Origin of the sequence: Pseudomonas putida, assembly GCF_002906855.1 — a bacterium.
Taxonomy (GTDB): domain Bacteria; phylum Pseudomonadota; class Gammaproteobacteria; order Pseudomonadales; family Pseudomonadaceae; genus Aquipseudomonas; species Aquipseudomonas putida_N.
On sequence record NZ_MINI01000028.1, the window covers coordinates 2,019,159 to 2,039,464 of the forward strand.

Below are 20,306 nucleotides of genomic sequence, written 5' to 3' on the forward strand. Positions count from 1 at the left end.
GCGGGTGGAATCGTCGTCGGGGCCAGGTGGAGGTCAGCCCAGCAGTTGCAGTTCGTGCGCCGAACACAGGGCGCTGTCGCGGTCGGCTACGTCGAGCTTGCGGAACAGGTTGTTGATGTGGGTCTTGACCGTGCTCAGGCTGATGAACATAGCCTCGGCGATCTGCCCGTTGTTCTGCCCGCGGGCCATGCGCTGCAGCACTTCCAGCTCACGGCGCGAGAGCGGCACGATCAGCGCGCTTGCGGCGTGCTCCTTGCTGGCCAGCAGGGGCCGGAACAGAGCATTGAGCTGCTCGCGCGAAGGCGTCGGGGCCTTCAGGCCCAGGCGCTCGCGCACGCTCGGTAGCAGCAGTTGACGCAGGGCCTCGAGGCACGCATCGCCCTCGTACTGCAGCAGTTGCCCGAAGCCGTGCGCGCAAGCAAGTTGCAGCGCCTGGTCGAGGCTGCGCAGGGCGTGGTCATGGTCATGCTGCAGCGCGGCATCCAGCAACAGCGCGTCGAGCAGCAGGCGGCGGTTGCCTTGCGCCTGGGCCTGGGCTTGCAGGTTTTGCTGGATCTGCCGGGCCTTGTCGCGCTGGCCAAGGTGGCGTTGCATCCAGGCATAGGCGAGCCACTCTTCGGGCAACCGTTGTTCGCCATACTGGCGTCGGCACCAGTGCCACTGATCGAGCCAGTCGGGCAGGTAGTCCTGGTCGTTGTCGCGCAGGGCCAGGCGCGCCAGCCAAGCCCCGGCCGTGCGGTAGAGGGTGAACAGGCGGTACTGCCGGGTCAGCCGGCGCACCTCGGTCCAGCGTGCCTTGGCCTGGGCTGTTTCACCCAACGCCCAGTGCAGGCATGCCTGGTGGTGGAACACCCAGGGCAGCGCGGCGCTGTGGGGGAAGCCCAGGGCCAGCACTTCGGCCTGGGCCAGCGCCTGGCGCGCCTGGGCCAGCCGGTTGCCCTGCAGCAGCGCGAGACCCTGGCCCAGGTGGCGGAACAGTTCATAGAAACGCCCCGAGCTGCCGGTGTCGGGCTGGTCGGCCATGCCTTGCAGGCGTGCCCAGGCCGCGTCGCTTGCGCCCTGGGCCAATTCGATCTGGGCCAGCAGCAGTTGCAGCAGGTTGGTGTAGCCATTCAGGCCGAAGCCCTGCAGTTCGCACAGGGCGCGGCTGCCTTCGGCGTGAGCCTGTTGCAACTGGCCGAGCGCGGCCAGGCAGTTGGCGCGGTCGAAATACAGTACCGAGCGCGCCGCGTTGTGCTGGGGAAACCCTTGCAGTGCCCGCGCCGTCAGGGTCAGGGCGTGCTCCAGGTTGCCGCCCAGGTAGGCCAGGCGGCTGCGCAGGAACATCACCGTCTGCTGCACCCGCTCGGGGTTGCGCGGCACCCCCTGGCGGCGCTGCAGAGCATAGAGCTGGTGCAGGCATTGGCAGGCCTGGGCGATATCGTTGGTGACCATCACGGTGGAGGCTTCGGTCACCGCCAGGGTGAAGCTGTCGTTGCCGCCGTGGCCGGCGACCTCGTCGAGCACATCGACCAGGGTGTTGACCTTGCCCTCGCGCAGCAGCTCGAAACCATGCCGGTCGACGATGCTCAGCACCGCGTCCAGGTCGCGGGCGCGACCGAACTGGTAGATCGCCTCGGTGAAGCGGCGTTGGGCCAGCAGCCAGTGGGCCGCCTGGCGATGCAATTGGCGCAGCTGCTGGGGGGCGCGTTGCTCCAGACGCTGGTAGAGGCCGTTGCGCAGGGCCGGGTGGTAGCGGTACTCGGCGTGGCTGCCCTGGGGCACCTCGATGATCAGGTCCAGGCGTTGCAGCTGGCGCAGCGCGGCAGGGACATCGGCGTTGACGGCCAGCTCGCTGGCAAGGCCGGCATCGAACACCTGGGCCACGGCGGTGTGTTCGAGGAACGTGCGTAATGGCAAGGGCAGCTGCTGCAGGCGTTCTTCTTCGAGAAACTGCCGGGCATGGGCATAGGCCTGGCGGGTAATCGGACGCAGGTCGGCGGGCGCCTCGCCGGTGCTGTGCAGCGCCTTGCGGTAAGCCTCAAGCCAGAACAGCACGCCACTGGGCCAGCCTTCGCTGCCAGCGCGCAGTTGATAGAGGGCATCGCTGCCCAGGTTGACCTCACGGGCGCGCGCCAGCTGGTGCGTTTCTTCGCTGTCCAGGGCCAGGTCGCGGGCGCCCAGCACGCTAAGCCGGCCATCGCGGCGCAGGTGGGCCAGGGGCAGGGCGGGTGGGCCTTCGCTGGCGGCGACCAGGCGCAGCCCAGGCGGCGGGTAGTGTAACAGCGTGTCCAGGTACTGCCAGGCGGATGCGGCGGTGAGCAGGTGCAATTCGTCGAGCAGCAGCGTCAACGGGTGTTGCCGGGCTTCCAGGTCGGCCAGGATCAGGCTCCACAGTTGCTCGGCAGAGAGCGTGTCGCGTTGCTCGGCGGGCAATTGCAACGCCGCGTGCAGGTGCAGCAGCAGTGCCAGTGGCTGGTTCTCGGCGCGGGTCAGGCGTAGCCAGGCCCAGGGCGTGGACAACTGGCGGGTGAACTGGCCGAGCAGGGTGCTCTTGCCATATCCCAGCGGTGCTTGCAGGAGCACCACGCCGCCCTCGTCCAGGGCTGCGGCCAGTTGTTAAAGCAGCCGCGCACGCACCAGACCCTTCGCCGGCTCGGCAGGCGGGCGCAACTGGTTCGGTTTGAGCGCAGGAGGATGCATGGCGGGCAGGTTCCATCGGTTCGGCCAGACATCCTAGCCGAGCCCGCCACCCGCGCGGGCAAATTTTGCAGAGGGAACGTGCCGCTGTCGGTAAACGGCGTGGCCCAGGCCCAAGCGTTGAGCCAGGTGCTGGCACCGGTGCACTTCGACCGCGCTGTATGCTCGGGCTACCCGCGTACCCGGCAGACCCTCGACCAGTTGCTGAGCGGCCGCGCCCTGGCAGTGGAGGAGCGCGCCGCGCTGCGCGAGATCCGCGCCGGCCGCCTGCGGGAAATCCCCCGCGAATGCCTGCACCGCGAGGTGGCCCAGGCCTATCAGCTTGCCGACCGCCCCGAGGCGACCTTCTTGCGCGGCGAGTCGTGGCTGGCGTTCCAGCAACGCGTACTGGGCAGCTTCCAGCAATTGCTCGAAGAACCGGACTGGAACGCGCTGCTGCTGGTCAGCCACGACGCGGTCAACCGCATTCTCCTGGCCTGGGCCTGCGGCGCCGGGCTCGGCGCCCTGGCGGCCTTCGAGCAGGACCCGGCCTGCCTGAACATCGTCGACATCGATATGGCCGGCCCGCAAGTGCTGCGCACCTACATCCGCACCCTCAACTACTCAGCGTACGACCCAGGCAAGACAACCATCGACCAGACCGTTATGGCGCAGGTGCATGCCTCCATCGACCCACGCCGCCTGCACGCCTGAGCGGATTACTGAGCCAGTGCCAGCGGCACCCCGGCGGGCAAACCGGGGTGCTGTCATGAACTGAAAAACCGTTGTCGTCCGATGATAAGCGGCCCCTTGCACAACGGCCTACATTGCCCTTCTACACGAAAGTTTCTGTACAGCTACGCCCGATAGCCTGCACGCAATAACAACAAAAAACCCAGATATCCGAGGAGGCAGCATGGCCACCTATCACGCCAGTGCGGCACAACCTGGCACTGATACTTCGCTCGGCATTCCACGGCGCTACGCCTGGATCGTCTTCGCCCTGACATTCGGCCTGTTGATTTCCGACTACATGTCACGCCAGGTGCTCAACGCCGTGTTCCCGCTGCTGAAACAGGAGTGGCTGCTCAGCGACAGCCAGCTCGGCCTGCTCAGCGGCATCGTCGCGCTGATGGTCGGCCTGCTGACCTTCCCGCTGTCGCTGCTCGCCGACCGCATCGGCCGGATCAAGAGCCTGACCGCCATGGCCGTGATATGGAGCCTGGCGACCCTGGGCTGCGGCCTGGCGGACAACTACCAGGAAATGTTCATCGCACGCTTCATGGTCGGCGTCGGCGAGGCGGCCTACGGCAGCGTCGGCATCGCCGTGGTGGTGGCGGTGTTCCCGCGCGAAATGCGCGCCACGCTGGCCGGCTCGTTCATGGCCGGAGGCATGTTCGGCTCGGTACTGGGCATGGCCCTGGGTGGGGTGATGGCCCAGCACCTGGGCTGGCGCTGGGCGTTCGCCGGCATGGCCTTGTTCGGCCTGGTGCTGGCGCTACTTTACCCGCTGATCGTGCGCGAAGCGCGCATTGCGCCCAACGGCGTTGAGGCCAAGCCCGACAAGGCGGCGCTCAAGGCCCTGCGCCCTCTGCGTACCCTGTATTCAAGCCGCTCGGTGATCTGCGCCTATGTCGGCAGCGGCCTGCAGCTGTTCGTCGGCGGCACGGTGATCGTCTGGTTCCCCAGTTACCTGAACCGCTACTACGCCATGGGCACTGAGCGTGCCGGTGCCGTGGCAGCGATCATCGTGCTGTGCAGCGGCATCGGCATCGTCCTGTGCGGCATGCTCTGCGACCGCATGGGGCGCCACTGCCCGGACCGCAAGATCAGCCTCGCCATCGCCTACTGCCTGGGCAGTTGCCTGCTGCTGTCGATGGCGTTTGCCATACCGCCAGGGGTGGCGCAGCTGGTGCTGATCTGCCTGGGCATGATGATTGCCGCCGGCACCAATGGCCCGTCCAGTGCCATGGTCGCCAACCTGACCCACTACTCGGTGCACGGCACCGCGTTCGCCACTCTGACCTTGAGCAACAACCTGTTGGGGCTGGCCACCGGCCCGCTGATCACCGGCAAGGTGTCCGACCTGATCGGCCTGCAGTCGGCCTTCCAGCTGGTGCCGTTGATCAGCATCGGCGCTGCTGCGGTGTTCTTCTACGCCAAGCGTTACTACCACCTTGACATGGCGCGCCTGCAGCCCGGTGAAACCGCGCAAGCGCCCGTGCAGCACACCCTGGAGGCCCGCCCGTGAAGCGTTCGTTGTCGATTGATGTGTACTTCGATTTCATCTGCCCTTGGTGCCTGATCGGCCGCCGGCAGTTGCAAGCTGCGTTGGCGCAGTTCAAGGCGGCGCAGCCGGAGGTCGAGGTCAACCTGGCCTGGCAGGGCGTGCAGCTGCTGCCGGAGCTGCCGTTCGACGGCCAGCCGTTCGCCGAGTTCTACCGCAGGCGCCTGGGCAGCGACCAGGCCGTGCGCCAGCGCCAGGCCCAGGTGCGCGAAGCCGCCAGCGCCGTGGATGAGCAGATCGACTTCAGCCGCATCCAGCGCATGCCCAACACGGCCGACGCCCATCGCTTGTTGTTGCATGCCAGCGAACTGGGCAGCGAAGCGCAGGTCGAGGCGCTGCTGGAGCGGCTGCTGGCCGCGTACTTCAAGCACGGCGAAGACCTGGGTGATCGCGCTACGCTGCTACGCATCGCCGATCAGTGCGGCTTTGCTGCACATAGCCTGGCGGGCAGTTTGCGCGGGGATGGCCTGCCATTCGTCAGTGCCAGCGCCGACATTGCCAGCCGCGGCGTGCCTTGCTTCGTCTTCGACGATCGCCTGCAGGTGGTCGGTGCGCAACCGGCCGAGGCATTGCTCGAAGCCATGCACGCGGCGGTTTCGCGCATGGCGCAGGTGAGGGCATGAGCACGCTGGCACTTGCCCAGGTCAACCACCGCGTGCGCGAACTCGCGCCCGGGCTGATCGTCAGCCTGATCGCGGCAGGTGCGGCAAGCTTCCTGGCCGAGCATTACGGCGCACCGGTGATGCTGTTCGCCCTGCTGCTGGGGCTGGCACTGAACTTCCTCAGCGCAGACGGCACGTGCAAGGCCGGCATCGAGTTCACCGCGCGCACCGTGCTGCGCCTGGGCGTGGCCTTGCTGGGCATGCGTATCACCCTTGAGCAGATGGCCGGCCTGGGCTGGAAAGCCGTGGCGCTGGTGGTGATCCTGGTGGTGGTGACCATCAGTGTGTCGATGGTTGCGGCCAAGGCCTTGGGCTTCCAACGCCTGTTCGGCATGCTCACCGGCGGCGCCACGGCGATCTGCGGCGCCTCGGCGGCACTGGCGCTGGCCGCAGCATTGCCCAGCCACCCGCAGAAGGAACGCGCCACGCTGTTCACCGTGATCGGGGTGTCGGCGCTGTCGACCCTGGCGATGATCCTCTACCCGATGATCGCCAATGCTCTGGGCCTGTCGCCGCAAGCGGCCGGGGTGTTCCTTGGCGCCACCATCCATGATGTGGCACAAGTGGTGGGGGCGGGCTACAGCATGTCCACCGAAACCGGCGACACCGCCACGGTGGTCAAGCTCATGCGTGTGGCCATGCTGGTCCCGGTGATCGTCGCCGCGGCCATGATCGGCCGTCGCCAGGGCATCGACAGCAGCGGCAAGCGCCCGCCGTTGTTGCCGTGGTTCGCGGTCGGCTTCCTGGTCCTGGCCTGTGTCAACAGCACCGGCTGGGTGCCGCTGGTGGTGCAGGGCAGCATCAACGAACTGTCGCGCTGGTGCCTGGTGGTGTCGATTGCCGCCCTCGGCATGAAGACCCAGCTCAAGGAACTGGCCGCCGTGGGCATCAAGCCGATCCTGCTGATGGTGGGCGAAACGGTGTTCCTGGTGCTGCTGGTGCTGGGGTTGCTGCGCGTCGGCCTGTAACCCGCAGGCCCAGGGCCGTCAGCGGGCGCTGACGGCAGCCTGGGCAGCGCTGCGACTGCGTTTCGGTTGCGTCTGCGGTTCATGCTGCGCGCGCCAGGCCGCTGGTGGTTGGCCGAACTGGCTGATGAACCAGCGGGTGAACGAGCTGTGCATGGAATAGCCGAGCATGTCGGCGATGCGCCCCAGCGAATAGCCGGGGCTTGCCAGGTAGCGCACCACCAGGTCGCGGCGCACGCCGTTGACCAGCTCGCTGAAGGTCGCACCTTCTTCTTCCAGGCGCCGCTGCAAGGTGCGCACGTTCATGCCCTGGGTCTGGGCGATGTGTTCGATGGTGGCGCGGCCCATGGGCATCAGCAGGAAGATCGCCTTGCGCACTTCCAGCATCAGCGACGGCAGGTTCTCATCCTGCAGCACCCCCACATAACGCTGCGCCAGGCGCGCCATGCCGGCATTCGCCTGAGGGTTGGTGGTGTCGAGGTCGGACGCCGAACACACGATGCCGTTGAAGTCGCTGTTGAACTCCAGCTTGCAACCGAAGATGCGCCGGTGCGTGGACAGGTCGGCGGGGGCGGCGTGGGTGAAGTTGGCGCTGATCGGGTGCCAGTGCGGCCCCAACAGCACCGAGCAGAAGCGGTGCATCACGCCGATGGCCATCTCGATGGCCTGGCGGCTGTGCATCGGCTGGTCGGTGATGACCTCCTCGCGGATGATCACGGTCTTGCCGATTTCCTCGATGTGAATGGCCAGCGCGTTGTTGAGCACGTGGCGGTACTGCACGATCACCTGCAGGGCATCGCGCAGCGAGTGCTGATGGTTGATCAGCAGGCTGACCTCGCCGAAGTCCGACAACTGGCGCAGCTCGGCCATCCGCAGGCCGAAGGCTTCACAGCCGCTCAGCCGCGCCGACTCCTCCAGCACGTTGATGGCAGCGGCTACGGGGATGCGTTGGTCAGGGGTTTCCAGCAGCGAGGCACTGAGGCCGGCCTGGGCCAGCAAGCCATGGCCGTTGAGGCCCAGATGGCGTGAAACTTCGAGGTAATTGGTCAAGGTTGCAGCACGGGCGAGCACGGTCATTTTATTGTTTTCCACGTGATCTTGATGAGCTCCCGCTGCGCTGGCGGGAAGCTTCTTATAGCGGTTGTGTCGTCAGATGAAAAGCCATTTCCGAGCGGCGGAGCCTGCTGCTGCGCGCCACGGTTTTCGTGTCATCAACTGAAAAGTGCGTGACGCGCAATGTAAAGCGCCTGGCAGGGCGACTCTTTACTCTGGCCCCAAGCAGTCGGCAATTGACCGAGCTGACCAGAGCAAGGGCCCTGACGTGGAAAAACTGCAAACCACCGCAACCGTGCTGATCGTGCCCGGCTTACGCGACCATGTAGCCGAACATTGGCAAACCCTGTTGCAAGCGCGCCTGGGCAAGGTGCGCTCGGTACCCCCGCTGGAAACCGACAAGCTCAGCTGCAGCGCCCGGGTCGAAGCGATCGAGCGTGAACTGGCCAGCATCGAAGGCCCGGTGATCCTGGTGGCGCACAGCGCCGGTGTGCTGATGGTGGCGCACTGGGCCGCCCGTTACCAACGCCCGATCCAGGGCGCCTTGCTGGCCGCGCCACCGGACCTGGAAACCGAATGGCCGGCCAGTTACCCCACCCCCGACAGCCTGCGCGCCAATGGCTGGGCGCCGCTGCCGAGTGGCCGTCTGCCATTCCCGAGCATCGTGGCCGCCAGCAGCAACGACCATCTGGCGAGCTTCGAAGCGGTCGCTCGCATGGCCGACGAGTGGGGCGGCGAACTGCTCGAACTCGGCGCCGTCGGCCACCTCAACCCTGCCTCGGGCTTTGGCCCATGGCCCCAAGCCGAGGCGCTGATCCGTCAACTCGATCGCTGAACCTCAAGGCAGGCCAGCGCCCGATCGCTGCTGGCACCTTGCACATTCCAAGCAGAGACATCGCATGAACAACAATAAGAACGTTCTCTTCTGCCTTCACCGCCACAAACTGATGGCCACCCTGTTGCTGGTTGCCGGCGCGCCGGCTGCCCAGGCATTCCAGCTTGATCTCGCCGACCCAGACTGGAGCGTGCGCTTCGACAACACTGCCAAGCTCAGCTATGGCCAGCGGGTCGAAGGCGAAAATGCGAAGATCGCACGTACCTCCAACCTCAACGACGGTGACAAGAACTTCAGCGTCGGCAGCGCGGTGACCCAGCGTCTCGACCTGCTGACCGAGCTGGATGTGGTGTACCAGGGCAACATGGGCATGCGCGTGAGTGCCGCCAGCTGGTACGACCACGCCTATGACGACGTGGGTTCCAACTCCAACCCGTTCCCGGGCCAGGCCGGCAATGCCGGCAACTTGGTACTGGCGCGCCCGGCCGGTGCACTGCCAGCGGGTACCGTGCTGCAGGGTGGCCCCGCCAGGCATCATGGCCTGAGCAATTATTCCGACCGTTACTACAACGGCCCGTCTGGCGAATTCCTCGATGCCTTCGTGTTCTACAACACCGAAGTCGGCGACGAATCGATGTTGAGCGGCAAGCTCGGCTGGCACTCGGTGTACTGGGGCGAGACGTTGTTCAACGCCGCTAACGGCATCAACTATGGCCAGTCGGCCCTGGACCTGGCCAAGCTGTACAACGTGCCCGGTACCGAAACCAAAGAGCTGTTCCTGCCGCGCAAGCAGCTGTCGCTGAGCTACACGGTCAACCCCGAGCTGACCCTCGCGGCGCAGTACTTCCTTGAATTCGACAACTCGCGCCTGCCTGAAGGGGGCACCTATATGGGTGCCTACGACATGCTGGGCGACGGCGCCGACATCTTCTGGCTGCCAGTGCCCAACGCGGTCGGCGGTGCCGGTGCCTTCTATGGTGCCCCCCGCGGGCATGACATCCGCCCGCGCAACTCGGGCGACTTCGGCGTGATGGCCAAGTGGAGCCCGGAATGGCTCGACGGCACTCTGGGCTTCTACTACCGCAACACCTCCGACCCGACCCCGGCAGTGCTGATCAACGCCCCCAACCTGCACAAGGGCAGCCTGGAAGGCACCAGCTACATGACCGCCTACGCCGACGACATCGATATCTACGGCATCAGCCTGGCCAAGAACATCGGCCCGGTCAGCGTCGGGCTGGACGTCAACTACCGCGAGAATATGCCGCTGATCAGCAACTTCACCACCATCAACGGGCCGCTGTACGACGCCCTGGCCGGCACCGCTGGTGGTACCAACCTGATCGGTGAAGTGCCAGGCCATGGTGAAACCGGGCTGGCCCGCGGCAAGACCTTCCACGTGGTACTCAACGGCTTGGTGTCGTTCGGCGCCACGCCACTGTGGAACGCCTCGTCGCTGGCCGTGGAGGGCACCATGACCCACCTGGTCAGCGTCGACAAGGGCGAGCAGACCTTCAAGGGCGACTCCAGCTACGAAGGCGTCGACAAGGTCACCACCAACGCCTACACCCTGGCGGTCAATTTCACCCCGACCTGGTTCCAGGCGCTGCCGGGGGTCGATATCACCTTGCCGCTGTCCTACAACGTCGGCCTCAAGGGCAACTCGGCGGTGCAGTTGGGCGGTAACGAAGACTCCGGCAGCTACTCGATCGGCATCGCCGCCGACGTCTACCAGAAGTACAAGTTCGACCTGAAGTACGTCGACTCCTTCGGCAAGTTCGATACCTGCGCAACCGGTACCGACAACAACACCCCGGGCACCAACGGGCGCTACCAGTGCATCCCCGGGCAGATCACTTCGCAGGCCGGCCTGGCGCCGCTGCTGAAGGATCGCGGCATGGTCACCGCCTCGTTCAAGACCACCTTCTGAAGCTCCCTGAACAAAAACACGTCATACAAAAACAAGCGGAGAAACGCGATGAAGTATCTCAACAGCCTGCTGTCGGCCTCGCTTGCGGTCGTGATTGCCGGTAATGCCCATGCCGCCGCCCCGGCGCAGGACGTCGCCCGCTTGGGCAAGGACCTGACCCTGGTCGGTGCCGAAAAGGCGGCCAGCGCCGACGGCTCGATCCCGGCCTACCAGGGCGGCCTGAATACGCCGCCTGCCGGGTTCAAGCAGGGCGATACCCTGCGCCCGGACCCATACGCAGCGGAGAAGCCGCTGCTGGTGATCGATGGCAAGAACGTCGACCAGTACAAGGATGCGCTGACCGCGACCACCGTGGAACTGGCCAAGCGCTTCCCGACCTTCCGCATCGACGTGTACCCGAGCCACCGCACGGCGGCGTTGCCCCAGGCGCTGCTCGACAACACCCTGAAGAATGCCGCCAATGCCAAGTCCCTGCAGGACGGCATGGCCATCGAGAATGTGCTGCCGGGCGTACCGTTCCCGATCCCGCAGTCGGGGGCCGAGGCGATGTGGAACCACCTGCTGCGCTACCAGGGTGTGGCGCAGAAGGCCAAGTACGATTCGTGGAACGTCGACTCCGCCGGCGTCGCGGCCCTGGCCACCACAGGCCTTGCGTACAACGCCTACCCGATCTACGAAGACCTGAACAAGGTCATCGAGCCCAAGGACATCTACTTCCAGACCAAGCTGTACTTCGAAGGCCCGGCGCGCCGTGCCGGTGAGTCGATGATGCTCAAGGACGCCGCCAACCCGCTGGTGCAGGAACGCCGCGCCTGGCAGTACCTGCCGGGGCAGCGCCGGGTCAAGCTGGCGCCGAACCTGGCCTACGACACGCCAAACCCTGGCACCGCAGGCTCGGGCACGTTCGACGACATTTATGTGTTCAACGGTGCGCTGGACCGCTATGACTGGCACCTGGTCGGCAAGAAGGACATGTACGTGCCGTACAACACCTACAAGCTGACCTACATCCACGACCCGAAAACCCTGACCACGCCCAACCATCTGGCGCCCGACCAGGTGCGCTGGGAGAAGCACCGCGTGTGGGTGGTGGAGGGCACCCTCAAGGGCAATGCCCGGCACATCTATGCCAAGCGCCGCTTCTACCTCGACGAGGACAGCTGGGTGGCCCTGGCCTCCGACCAGTACGACGCGCGTGGCCAGCTGTACCGCGGCTCGTTCGCCTTCTTCACCCAGAGCTACGACGTGCAGACGCCCAACAGCAACCCGCACGTGGTCTACGACTTGGTCGGCAGCACCTACAACGTCAATGGCCTGATCGGCCCGCACGGCGGTATCGAGTACATCGCCCCTCTGTCCAAGGCGCAGTGGTCGCCGGAAGCCCTGGCCGGCGCCGGTATTCGCTGACCCCGACGATCCGTCTGACGGTGGCCCAGGCGTGGCCGCCGTCAGGTCTTGCAGAGGATGTGGCATGGCTTCTTTGAACAAGTATGCGCCTTGGGCGCTGGCAATCACGCTCGCCCTGGGCGGCCCCTGCGGTGTGGCCCGGGCGGCCTATGTCGATGTGCTCGACTTGCCGGCCAGGCCCAGCGCGCTGGCCGTGCATAGCGCCCTGCGCGACGTGGCGTGGGCCGGCGATCGGCTGGTGGCGGTGGGCGCTCGTGGCCATATCGTGTATTCCGACAACCAGGGCCAGGACTGGCACCAGGCCAACGTGCCGGTGAGTGCCGACCTCAATGCCCTGGCTTTCCCTACCCCCGAGGACGGCTGGGCGGTGGGCAACGATGGCGTGATCCTGCACAGCCCTGACGGCGGCGTGAACTGGGCCGTGCAGCTTGACGGCCGGCAGATCGGCGCCCTGGTAGCGGCCCATTACCAGGCCCTGGCCAAGGCCCACCCGGACGACGAGCGATGGACGCAGTTCGCCGCCGAAGGCCAGCGCCTGGAAGAAGAGGGCGCCGACAAGCCGTTCCTCGGCGTGTGCTTCGTCGACGCCAGGCACGGCTATGCGGTGGGCGTGTTCAACCTGATTCTGCGCACCGACGACGGCGGTGCAAGCTGGGTGCCGATGCAGGACCGCACCGACAACCCGCAAGGCCTGCACCTCAACGCCATCCGTGCGGTCGGCGATGACCTCTACGTGGCCGGCGAGCAAGGCTTGCTGCTTAAGTGGAACACCCAGCAGCAACGCTTCGTCGCCTTGCCCAGCCCTTACCAGGGCAGCTGGTTCGGCATTCTCGGCAAGCCCGGCGAAGTGCTCGCCTATGGCCTGCGCGGCCATCTGGCCCGCAGCCTCGACGGCGGCCAGAGCTGGACCGAGGTGGACACCGGGCTGGGCCAGAGCATTACCGCCGCCACCCTCGACAACCGCGGCGACTACTGGCTGTTCAGCCAGGCCGGGCATGTGCTGCGCAGCCACGACGGCGGGCTGAGCTTCGCCCTGCAAGCGCAGGTGCCGCTGGCCCCGGTGGCCGGTGCGTTGCAGGCCCGCGGCAACGGCACCGTGCTGGTGGGTGAGCGTGGCGTGCGCGTGCTGCCTGCCCGCCAAGACCCACAATAATTCCAAGAGAGCCCCCGTGATGGCCAACATCAAGCAAGACACCATGCCGGTGATCCGCGACCTGCGGGATTTCGATCGACGCTCCGGCAACCTGCTGGAACGCATGGTCTTCAACTATCGCCCGCTGTTCATGCTGTTCATGGTGCTGGTCACGCTGGTGCTCGGCTATGTGGCGGTCACGCGCCTGGAACTGCGCCCCAGCTTCGAGAAGATGATTCCGCAGAGCCAGCCCTACATCCAGAACTACCTGGACAACCGCAAGTCGCTGCGCGGCCTGGGCAACTCGGTGCGGGTGGTGGTGGAGAATACCCAGGGCGATATCTTCGACCCCGAATACCTGGACGTGCTGAAGAAGATCAACGACGAGCTGTTTCTCGCCCAAGGCGTCGACCGTGCCTGGATGAAGTCGCTGTGGAGCCCGGGCGTGCGCTGGACCGAGGTTACCGAGGAGGGCTTTCAGGGCGGCGCGGTGATGCCCGATGACTATCAGGGCAAGCCGGCCGACATCGAGCAGTTGCGCCAGAATATCAACCGTGCCGGCATCGTCGGCAGCCTGGTGTCGACCGATTTCAAGTCGAGCATGCTGGTGGTGCCGCTGCTCGACCACGACCTGGCCAGCGGGCGCGGCATCGACTACCGGCAGTTCTCGCAGATGCTCGAGCAGCAGTTGCGTGACAAGTACGAGTACGGCGGTGACAGCAAGGCGCGGGCGTCCGGCAAGGAAGGTGAAGGCAAGTACAAGGTGCGGGTGATCGGCTTTGCCAAGCTGATGGGCGACCTGATCGACGGCCTGATCCAGGTGATGATGTTCTTTGCCCTGGCCGTGGTCACATCGCTGGTGATCATCTTCCTGTATACCCGTTGCGTGCGCAGTACGCTGCTGGTGGTGTTCTGCTCGCTGGCGGCGGTGGTGTGGCAGCTGGGCATCGTCGGTTGGCTGGGCTATGCCATCGACCCGTACTCGATCCTGGTGCCGTTCCTGATCTTCGCCATCGGCGTGTCCCACGCGGCGCAGAAGATGAACGGCATCATGCAGGACATCGGCCGTGGCACCCACAAGCTGGTGGCGGCGCGCTACACCTTCCGCCGCCTGTTCGTGGCCGGGGTCACCGCGCTGCTGGCGGACGCCGTGGGCTTTGCCGTGCTGATGCTGATCGACATCCCGGTGATCAAGGACCTGGCGATCACCGCGAGCATCGGCGTGGCGGTGCTGATCTTCACCTCGTTGCTGTTGATTCCGGTGGCACTGTCCTACGTCGGCGTCGGCCGCAAGGCGGCTGAGCGGGCCCTGCGCATCGACCGCCGCGCCGCCGAGCACCGGGGCTTCGGCAAACTGTGGGACGCGCTCGACCGCTTCACCACGCGCAAGTGGGCCACCGGCGCAGTGCTGGTCGCCACGCTGATGGGCGTGGGCGGCTTGTGGATGAGCCTGCAACTGAAGATCGGCGACCTCGACAGCGGTGCGCCGGAGCTGCGCGCCGATTCGCGCTACAACCGCGACAACGCCTACATCACCAGCCACTATGCGCTGTCCAGCGACCTGTTCGCGGTGATGATCAAGACCCCGGCGGAAGGCTGCCTGAGCTACAAGACGCTGATTCTCGCCGACCGCCTGGCGTGGGAGCTGCAGCAGTACCCAGGGGTGCAGACCACGGTGTCGCTGGTCAACGCCGTGCGCCAGATCACCGCCGGTTCCTTCGAGGGCAACCCGAAGATGAACAGCCTGCAGCGTAACCAGGACATGCTCAACTACGCCGCCCAGCAGGCCTCGGTCAACGCCCCCGAGCTGTTCAACAACGACTGCTCGATGATGCCGGTGATCGCCTACCTCAAGGACCACAAGGCCCAGACCCTGGACGACGTGGTGGCCATCGCCGACCGCTTCGCCCGCGACAACAGCAGCCCCGACCGCCAGTTCCTGCTGGCCGCCGGCAGCGCTGGCATCGAGGCGGCGACCAATATCGTCGTGCGCGACGCCAACCGCACCATGCTGCTGTTCGTCTACCTGGCGGTCACGCTGTTCTGCCTGGTGACCTTCCGCAGCTGGCGCGCGACCCTGGTGGCGCTGCTGCCACTGGTGCTGACCTCGGTGCTGTGCGAGGCGTTGATGGTGGCGATGGGCATTGGCGTGAAAGTGGCCACCTTGCCGGTCATCGCCCTGGGCGTCGGCATTGGCGTGGACTACGCGCTGTACCTGCTCAGCGTGCAGCTGCACTACCAGCGCCAGGGCCGCACCCTGGGCGAGGCTTACCAGAACGCCGTGGCCTTCACGGGCCGGGTGGTCGGCCTGGTGGGTATCACCCTTGCCGCCGGTGTGGTCGGCTGGGCCTGGTCGCCGATCAAGTTCCAGGCCGACATGGGCATCCTGCTGACCTTCATGTTCCTCTGGAACATGCTCGGGGCGCTGCTGCTGATCCCGGCGCTGTCGCACTTCCTGCTGCCCGACCAGCGCTTTGTCGCCGCCGCCCCCACGCCCTGCGAGGCCCAACCGCAACCCTGTGACGACGCCCAGGTGCCGCGCGCGCAAGCGCAGGTGCAGGCGTAGCCGGCAGGTCTACTCGTCGAATCGAAAACGGAAATCGGACACAACGTCATGGCCAAGACAAAAATAATGCCGCCGGCACCCGGCGCCGACGCCTACCCCTTGCTGATCAAGCGCCTGCTGATGTCGGGCGTACGGCAACAGCCGGACCAGGAGATCGTCTACGCCGACAAGCTGCGCTACACCTACCGCGAGCTCGACCAGCGCGTGCGGCGGCTGGCCAACGTGCTGCGCGCGGCCGGGGTACAGGCCGGCGACACCGTGGCGCTGCTGGACTGGGACAGTCACCGTTCGCTGGAATGCTTCTTCGCCGTGCCGATGCTCGGTGCGGTGCTGCACACGGTGAACATTCGCCTGTCGCCGGAACAGGTGGCCTACACCATGAACCATGCCGAGGATGACCTGGTGCTGGTGCATGACGACTTCCTGCCGCTGCTGGAGCAGATCCATGGCCAGCTGGGCACGGCCAAGAGCTACCTGCAGCTCAGCGACGACGAGGCGGTGGCTACCTCGCTGCCGGTGCTGGGCGAGTACGAGGCGCTGCTGGCGGCGGCCAGCCCCGAGGCCGAGTTCGAGGACTTCGACGAGCAGTCGGTGGCCACGCTGTTCTACACCACCGGTACCACCGGCAACCCCAAGGGCGTGTACTTCTCGCACCGCCAGCTGGTGCTGCATACCCTGAACCAGCTGGGCACGTTCGCTGCCTACGATGCCCAGCCGCTGCTGCGCTCCGGCGATGTGTACATGCCGATCACGCCGATGTTCCACGTGCACGCCTGGGGCGTGCCCTATACGGCCACGCTGCTGGGGATCAAGCAGGTGTACCCGGGACGGTACGAGGCGGACAAGCTGGTGCGCCTGTACCGCGACGAAGGGGTGACGTTCTCTCACTGCGTGCCGACCTTGCTGCAGATGATGCTCGACAGCGAGCAGGGCCGGCATACCGACTTCAGCCGCTGGAAGCTGCTGCTCGGCGGCAGTGCCCTGACCCAGGGCCTGGCGCGTCAGGCCAGCGAGCGCGGCATGCTGATCTTCAGCGGTTACGGCATGTCGGAAACCTGCCCGCTGCTGACCCTGACTCGCCTGCGCGACGAGCACCTGGCGCTACCCATGGCCGAACAGGTGGCGCAGCGGATCAAGACCGGCGCCCCGGTGGCCATGGTCGACCTGCGCATCATCGATGCCAATGGCTGCGATGTGCCCCACGACGGCGCGTCGCTGGGCGAGATCGTGGTGCGCTCGCCATGGCTGACCCAGGGCTACCTGCACGAGCCCGGCATGGGCGCCGAACTGTGGCAGGACGGCTGGATGCACACCGGCGACATGGGCTCGATCGACCGTCACGGGGTGCTGGAGATCAAGGACCGGATCAAGGACGTGATCAAGACCGGCGGTGAGTGGATCAGCTCCTTGGCCTTGGAAAACCTGATCAGCCTGCACACGGCGGTCAATGCGGTGGCGGTGGTTGGCATTCCCGACGAGCGCTGGGGCGAGCGGCCGGTCGCACTGGTGGTCTGCATGCCTGGCGACAGCCTCGACCAGGTGGGGCTCGAAGCGCACCTGAAGCAGTTTGTCGACAGCGGCCAGATCAACAAGTGGGCGATCCCGCGGCAGGTGCACTTCGTGGCCGACATCCCCAAGACCAGCGTCGGCAAGATCAACAAGAAGCTGATCCGCGAGATGCACCTGTGAATGCAGCGCATACCGCGATTCTGCTGGAAGCACTGGCCCGGCTCTGCGCTGTGGCCGAACAGCCGTCGGTCTGCACCGACACCCTTTGACAATCACAACAAGGAACACCCGATGAACTTCCTCGATGGCCACCTGTTCACCGAAAACCAGCAGCCGCTGATCATCACCGCAGCACCCTATGCACCGTCGTGGGTACCGTCCGACTTCCCCGAAGACATTCCGGTAACCATGGCCGAGCAGATCCAGAAGGCCGTGGACTGCTACAACGCCGGTGCCACGGTGCTCCACCTGCATGTTCGCGAGCTGGATGGCAAGGGCTCCAAGCGCCTTTCCAAGTTCAACGAGCTGATCGCCGGCGTGCGCGAAGCGGTGCCGGAAATGATCATCCAGGTGGGTGGCTCGATCAGCTTCGCGCCGGAAACCGAAGGCGCTGCGGCCAAGTGGCTGAGCGACGACACCCGCCACATGCTGGCCGAGCTCGACCCCAAGCCTGATCAGGTCACGGTGACGGTCAATACCTCGCAGATGAACGTGGTCGAGCACTGGGGCTACCAGGACGTGCGCGGCACCTCGATGGAAGACCCGGCCGTCTATGAAGCCTACAAGGAAATGACCGTGCCAGCCCAGCCGGGCTGGGTCGAGGAGCACGTGCGCCGCCTCAGCGCCGCCGGCATCCAGAGCGCCTTCCAGTGCTACAACCTGAACAGCTTCGAATCGGTCGAGCGCCTGATGCGCCGCGGTATCTACAAAGGCCCGCTGGTGATGAACTGGGTGGCCATCGGCGGTGGCATGGACGTGCCGAACATCTACAGCCTGGCCAACATCCTGCGGGCCGTGCCGGACGGCGCGGTGCTCACCGTGGAAAGCTCGATGCGCAACGTGCTGCCGGTCAACATGATGGGCATCGCCATGGGCCTGCATGTGCGCTGCGGCATCGAGGACAACCTGTGGAACCAGGCGCAGACCGAGAAGATGTCCACGGTGCAGCAGATCGAGCAACTGGTGCGCATGTCGCGCGAGTTCGGCCGGCCGATCGCCACGGCCAAGGAGGCCCGCGAAATCAGCAAGATCGGCGTGTTCTACGACACCGTCGAAGAAAGCCTGGCAGCCAACGGCTTCGCGCCGAACCGCAACGGCGGCCAGCAAGGCTTCCTGCGCAAGACGGCTGAATGCGCGTAAGCCCCGCTGCATGCCCGTGCTGATTCGGGCTGGAGCCCTGTCCCACTACCTTGAGGTGTGCCAGCAGTTCGGGATCGACCCGGTGCCGCTGCTGGCCGAGGTGGGCTTGAGCACGGCCCGGCTACGACATGCCGAGCACCGCCTGTGCGGCGACGCCGCGGTGCGCCTGCTGGAAAACACCGCAGCCGCCAGCGGCTGCCAGGCCTTGGGCCTGAGCATGGCTGCGGCGCGGCAGTTTTCGGACCTGGGCGCGGTCAGCCTGCTGTTGTGCCACCAGCGCTCGCTGCGTGATGTCTTGCAGGTGATGCTGCGTTACCGGCACCTGATGAACGGGTCGGTGGCCATCGATCTGGATGAGCACGGCAGCCGGGCGATCATCCGCCAGGACGTGCTGACCCGCAGCGCAATGCCCAACCGCCAGGCCAACGAACTGGCCATGGGCGTGCTGTTTCGGCTGTGCGCCACCTTGCTCGGCAGGCATTGGCGGCCGTACGTTGTGCATTTCACCCATCCGGCGCCGGCCGACCTGCAGTTGCATCGGCGCCTGTTTACCTGCGAGCTGGTGTTTGGCAGCCACTTCAACGGCATTGTCTGCCCTGACGGCAACCTGGCGCGGGCTGCTGGCCAGGTGGACCCGGCGATGGCGGGCAATGCCCGGCGCTACCTGGTCCCGCTGCAGGAGGACGGTGGGCTGTCACTGGTCGAGGCGGTGCGCAGGGATATCCGCCAGTGGCTTCCCGCAGGCAGGGCGTCGATCGAGCATATCGCCCAGCAGCAGGGCATGAACGTGCGAACCCTGCAGCGCCGCCTGGATGACCAGGGCAGGTATTCAGCGCGTTGATCGGTGAAGCCCGCCGCGAACTGGCCCTGCGTTACCTGGGCAATGCGAACTACCCGCTGCAACGCATCGCCGAGTTGCTGGGCTTTTGCGCACCCACTTCCTTTACCCGCTGGTTCATCGGGCAGTTCGGCATGCCGCCGACAGCCTGGCGCAAAAAAAACGGCAAGCTGCTGGCAGCGTTGCCGTAAAGCAGACCGGTGCCAATGCACCGGTTGTGCGACCCATCAGTAAGGCGTGTCGCCAACGATGCCGGCGCGGTTCATCTTGCGGTGGCAGGGCGGGTAATCCATGACCGCGTAGTGCTGGGTGCTGCGGTTGTCCCAGATGGCAATGCTGTTGGGCTTCCAGCGCCAGCGCACCTGGTACTCCGGGATCGTCGCCTGGCTGATCAGGTAGCGCAGCAGCTCGCCGGCACCCGGGCTGAAGTCCTGGCCGAAGCGTACCCGTTCGGGCGTGTGGTAGTTGCTGAAGTGGGTGGCGAAGCTGTTGACGAACAGCACTTTCTCGCCGGTTTCCGGGTGCGTGCGCACCACGGGGTGTTCGGCATCTGGGTACCGTTCCTTGAGGGCCAGGCGCTTTTCGATCGGCATGGCGGCGCCAAAGCTGGCCTCGATGCTGTGGCGGGCGCGCAGGCCTTCGATCCTGGCCTTGACGTCCGCCGGCAGGCGATCGTAGGCCACCACCATGTTCGCCCACACGGTGTCGCCGCCCACGGGTGGGCACTCAAGGCAGCGCAGCACCGCGCCCATGGACGGGTTCTCGCGCCAGGTGGTGTCGGTGTGCCAGGCGTTCTCGTAGCGGTCTGGCGGGTTTTCTGGTGACTTGTGGATCTGCACCAGGCCAGGGTGGTCCGGGTGGCTGCCGACCACCGGGTGGTCTTCCAGTTCGCCGAAGCGCCGGGCGAACGCCACATGCTCGGCGTGGCTGATGTCCTGGTTGCGCAGGAACAGCACCCGGTGCTTGAGCAGTTGTTGGCGAACCTCGGCGAATAGCCCATCGTCATGGATGACGTCGGCCAGGTTCAGGCCTACCAGTTCCGCACCGATGGTGCAGGTCAGTTGTTCCACTTGCATGATGTGCCTGCTCTCAGAGTCTGCATTGT

At 65.9% G+C, this 20,306-nt stretch carries 14 protein-coding genes and 1 pseudogene; 12 read left to right on the top strand and 3 right to left on the bottom strand.

The features are described 5' to 3' along the window. Positions 1-33: 33 nt before the first annotated feature. Positions 34-2,568, bottom strand: coding sequence for a LuxR C-terminal-related transcriptional regulator (locus tag BGP85_RS09840; protein ID WP_181004475.1), 2,535 nt, complete (start codon positions 2,566-2,568; stop codon positions 34-36). A 192-nt stretch (positions 2,569-2,760) separates the two neighbouring features. Between BGP85_RS09840 and BGP85_RS09845 the strand changes: the two genes are divergently transcribed. From BGP85_RS09845 to BGP85_RS09860, 4 genes are all read left to right on the top strand, one after another. Beyond that, positions 2,761-3,372: a histidine phosphatase family protein gene (locus BGP85_RS09845; protein ID WP_258035852.1), complete on the top strand. Its 612-nt coding sequence runs from the start codon at positions 2,761-2,763 to the stop codon at positions 3,370-3,372. Positions 3,373-3,574: 202 nt separating this feature from the next. Further along, positions 3,575-4,909, top strand: a complete 1,335-nt coding sequence (locus BGP85_RS09850; protein ID WP_103446986.1) for an MFS transporter — start codon at positions 3,575-3,577, stop codon at positions 4,907-4,909. After that, positions 4,906-5,568 carry a DsbA family oxidoreductase gene (locus tag BGP85_RS09855; protein ID WP_103446987.1) on the top strand — a complete coding sequence of 221 codons (663 nt, stop codon included), beginning with the start codon at positions 4,906-4,908 and terminating at the stop codon, positions 5,566-5,568. Before BGP85_RS09850 ends, BGP85_RS09855 begins: the two co-directional genes overlap by 4 nt. Further along, entirely contained in the window at positions 5,565-6,575 is a 1,011-nt protein-coding gene (locus tag BGP85_RS09860) for a YeiH family protein (RefSeq protein WP_103446988.1), read from the top strand. Before BGP85_RS09855 ends, BGP85_RS09860 begins: the two co-directional genes overlap by 4 nt. An 18-nt stretch (positions 6,576-6,593) precedes the next feature. On the opposite strand, the gene BGP85_RS09865 is transcribed toward BGP85_RS09860, so the two are convergent. Next, on the bottom strand, positions 6,594-7,649 hold the full coding sequence (locus BGP85_RS09865; protein WP_103446989.1) for an AraC family transcriptional regulator: 1,056 nt from the start codon (positions 7,647-7,649) through the stop codon (positions 6,594-6,596). A 244-nt stretch (positions 7,650-7,893) separates the two neighbouring features. Between BGP85_RS09865 and BGP85_RS09870 the strand changes: the two genes are divergently transcribed. The 8 genes and pseudogenes from BGP85_RS09870 (at position 7,894) to BGP85_RS09905 (ending at position 19,392) form a co-directional block, all read left to right on the top strand. Further along, positions 7,894-8,460: an RBBP9/YdeN family alpha/beta hydrolase gene (locus tag BGP85_RS09870; RefSeq protein WP_103446990.1), complete on the top strand. Its 567-nt coding sequence runs from the start codon at positions 7,894-7,896 to the stop codon at positions 8,458-8,460. Between the two features lie 64 nt (positions 8,461-8,524). Continuing rightward, positions 8,525-10,390, top strand: coding sequence for a DUF1302 domain-containing protein (locus BGP85_RS09875; RefSeq protein WP_103446991.1), 1,866 nt, complete (start codon positions 8,525-8,527; stop codon positions 10,388-10,390). A 48-nt stretch (positions 10,391-10,438) separates the two neighbouring features. After that, the gene (locus BGP85_RS09880; RefSeq protein ID WP_103446992.1) at positions 10,439-11,797 is read left to right on the top strand and encodes a DUF1329 domain-containing protein; all 1,359 of its coding nucleotides are present in this window, start codon (positions 10,439-10,441) and stop codon (positions 11,795-11,797) included. Between the two features lie 64 nt (positions 11,798-11,861). Continuing rightward, entirely contained in the window at positions 11,862-12,950 is a 1,089-nt protein-coding gene (locus BGP85_RS09885; protein ID WP_103446993.1) for a WD40/YVTN/BNR-like repeat-containing protein, read from the top strand. A gap of 19 nt (positions 12,951-12,969) precedes the next feature. After that, a complete protein-coding gene (locus tag BGP85_RS09890) occupies positions 12,970-15,495 on the top strand; it encodes an efflux RND transporter permease subunit (protein ID WP_103446994.1) in 2,526 nt (841 codons plus the stop codon). Between the two features lie 48 nt (positions 15,496-15,543). Then, on the top strand, positions 15,544-17,184 hold the full coding sequence (locus tag BGP85_RS09895) for a fatty acid--CoA ligase (RefSeq protein WP_103446995.1): 1,641 nt from the start codon (positions 15,544-15,546) through the stop codon (positions 17,182-17,184). A 111-nt stretch (positions 17,185-17,295) separates the two neighbouring features. Further along, positions 17,296-18,363, top strand: a complete 1,068-nt coding sequence (locus tag BGP85_RS09900) for a BKACE family enzyme (RefSeq protein ID WP_103446996.1) — start codon at positions 17,296-17,298, stop codon at positions 18,361-18,363. 10 nt (positions 18,364-18,373) lie between these two features. Further along, a pseudogene (locus tag BGP85_RS09905) lies at positions 18,374-19,392 on the top strand (AraC family transcriptional regulator ligand-binding domain-containing protein). A gap of 36 nt (positions 19,393-19,428) precedes the next feature. On the opposite strand, the gene BGP85_RS09910 reads toward BGP85_RS09905, so the two are convergent. After that, complete coding sequence (locus tag BGP85_RS09910; RefSeq protein ID WP_103446997.1) at positions 19,429-20,277, bottom strand: TauD/TfdA dioxygenase family protein; 849 nt, start codon at positions 20,275-20,277, stop codon at positions 19,429-19,431. Positions 20,278-20,306 lie beyond the last annotated feature (29 nt).

Excerpts from the sequence above, each read along its gene's own strand:
- BGP85_RS09850 (WP_103446986.1), top strand. The coding sequence starts at position 3,575 with ATGGCCACCTATCACGCCAGTGCGGCACAACCTGGCACTGATACTTCG.
- BGP85_RS09860 (WP_103446988.1), top strand. The coding sequence starts at position 5,565 with ATGAGCACGCTGGCACTTGCCCAGGTCAACCACCGCGTGCGCGAACTC.
- BGP85_RS09865 (WP_103446989.1), bottom strand. The coding sequence starts at position 7,649 with ATGACCGTGCTCGCCCGTGCTGCAACCTTGACCAATTACCTCGAAGTT.
- BGP85_RS09875 (WP_103446991.1), top strand. The coding sequence starts at position 8,525 with ATGAACAACAATAAGAACGTTCTCTTCTGCCTTCACCGCCACAAACTG.
- BGP85_RS09880 (WP_103446992.1), top strand. The coding sequence starts at position 10,439 with ATGAAGTATCTCAACAGCCTGCTGTCGGCCTCGCTTGCGGTCGTGATT.
- BGP85_RS09885 (WP_103446993.1), top strand. The coding sequence starts at position 11,862 with ATGGCTTCTTTGAACAAGTATGCGCCTTGGGCGCTGGCAATCACGCTC.
- BGP85_RS09890 (WP_103446994.1), top strand. The coding sequence starts at position 12,970 with ATGGCCAACATCAAGCAAGACACCATGCCGGTGATCCGCGACCTGCGG.
- BGP85_RS09895 (WP_103446995.1), top strand. The coding sequence starts at position 15,544 with ATGGCCAAGACAAAAATAATGCCGCCGGCACCCGGCGCCGACGCCTAC.
- BGP85_RS09900 (WP_103446996.1), top strand. The coding sequence starts at position 17,296 with ATGAACTTCCTCGATGGCCACCTGTTCACCGAAAACCAGCAGCCGCTG.
- BGP85_RS09910 (WP_103446997.1), bottom strand. The coding sequence starts at position 20,277 with ATGCAAGTGGAACAACTGACCTGCACCATCGGTGCGGAACTGGTAGGC.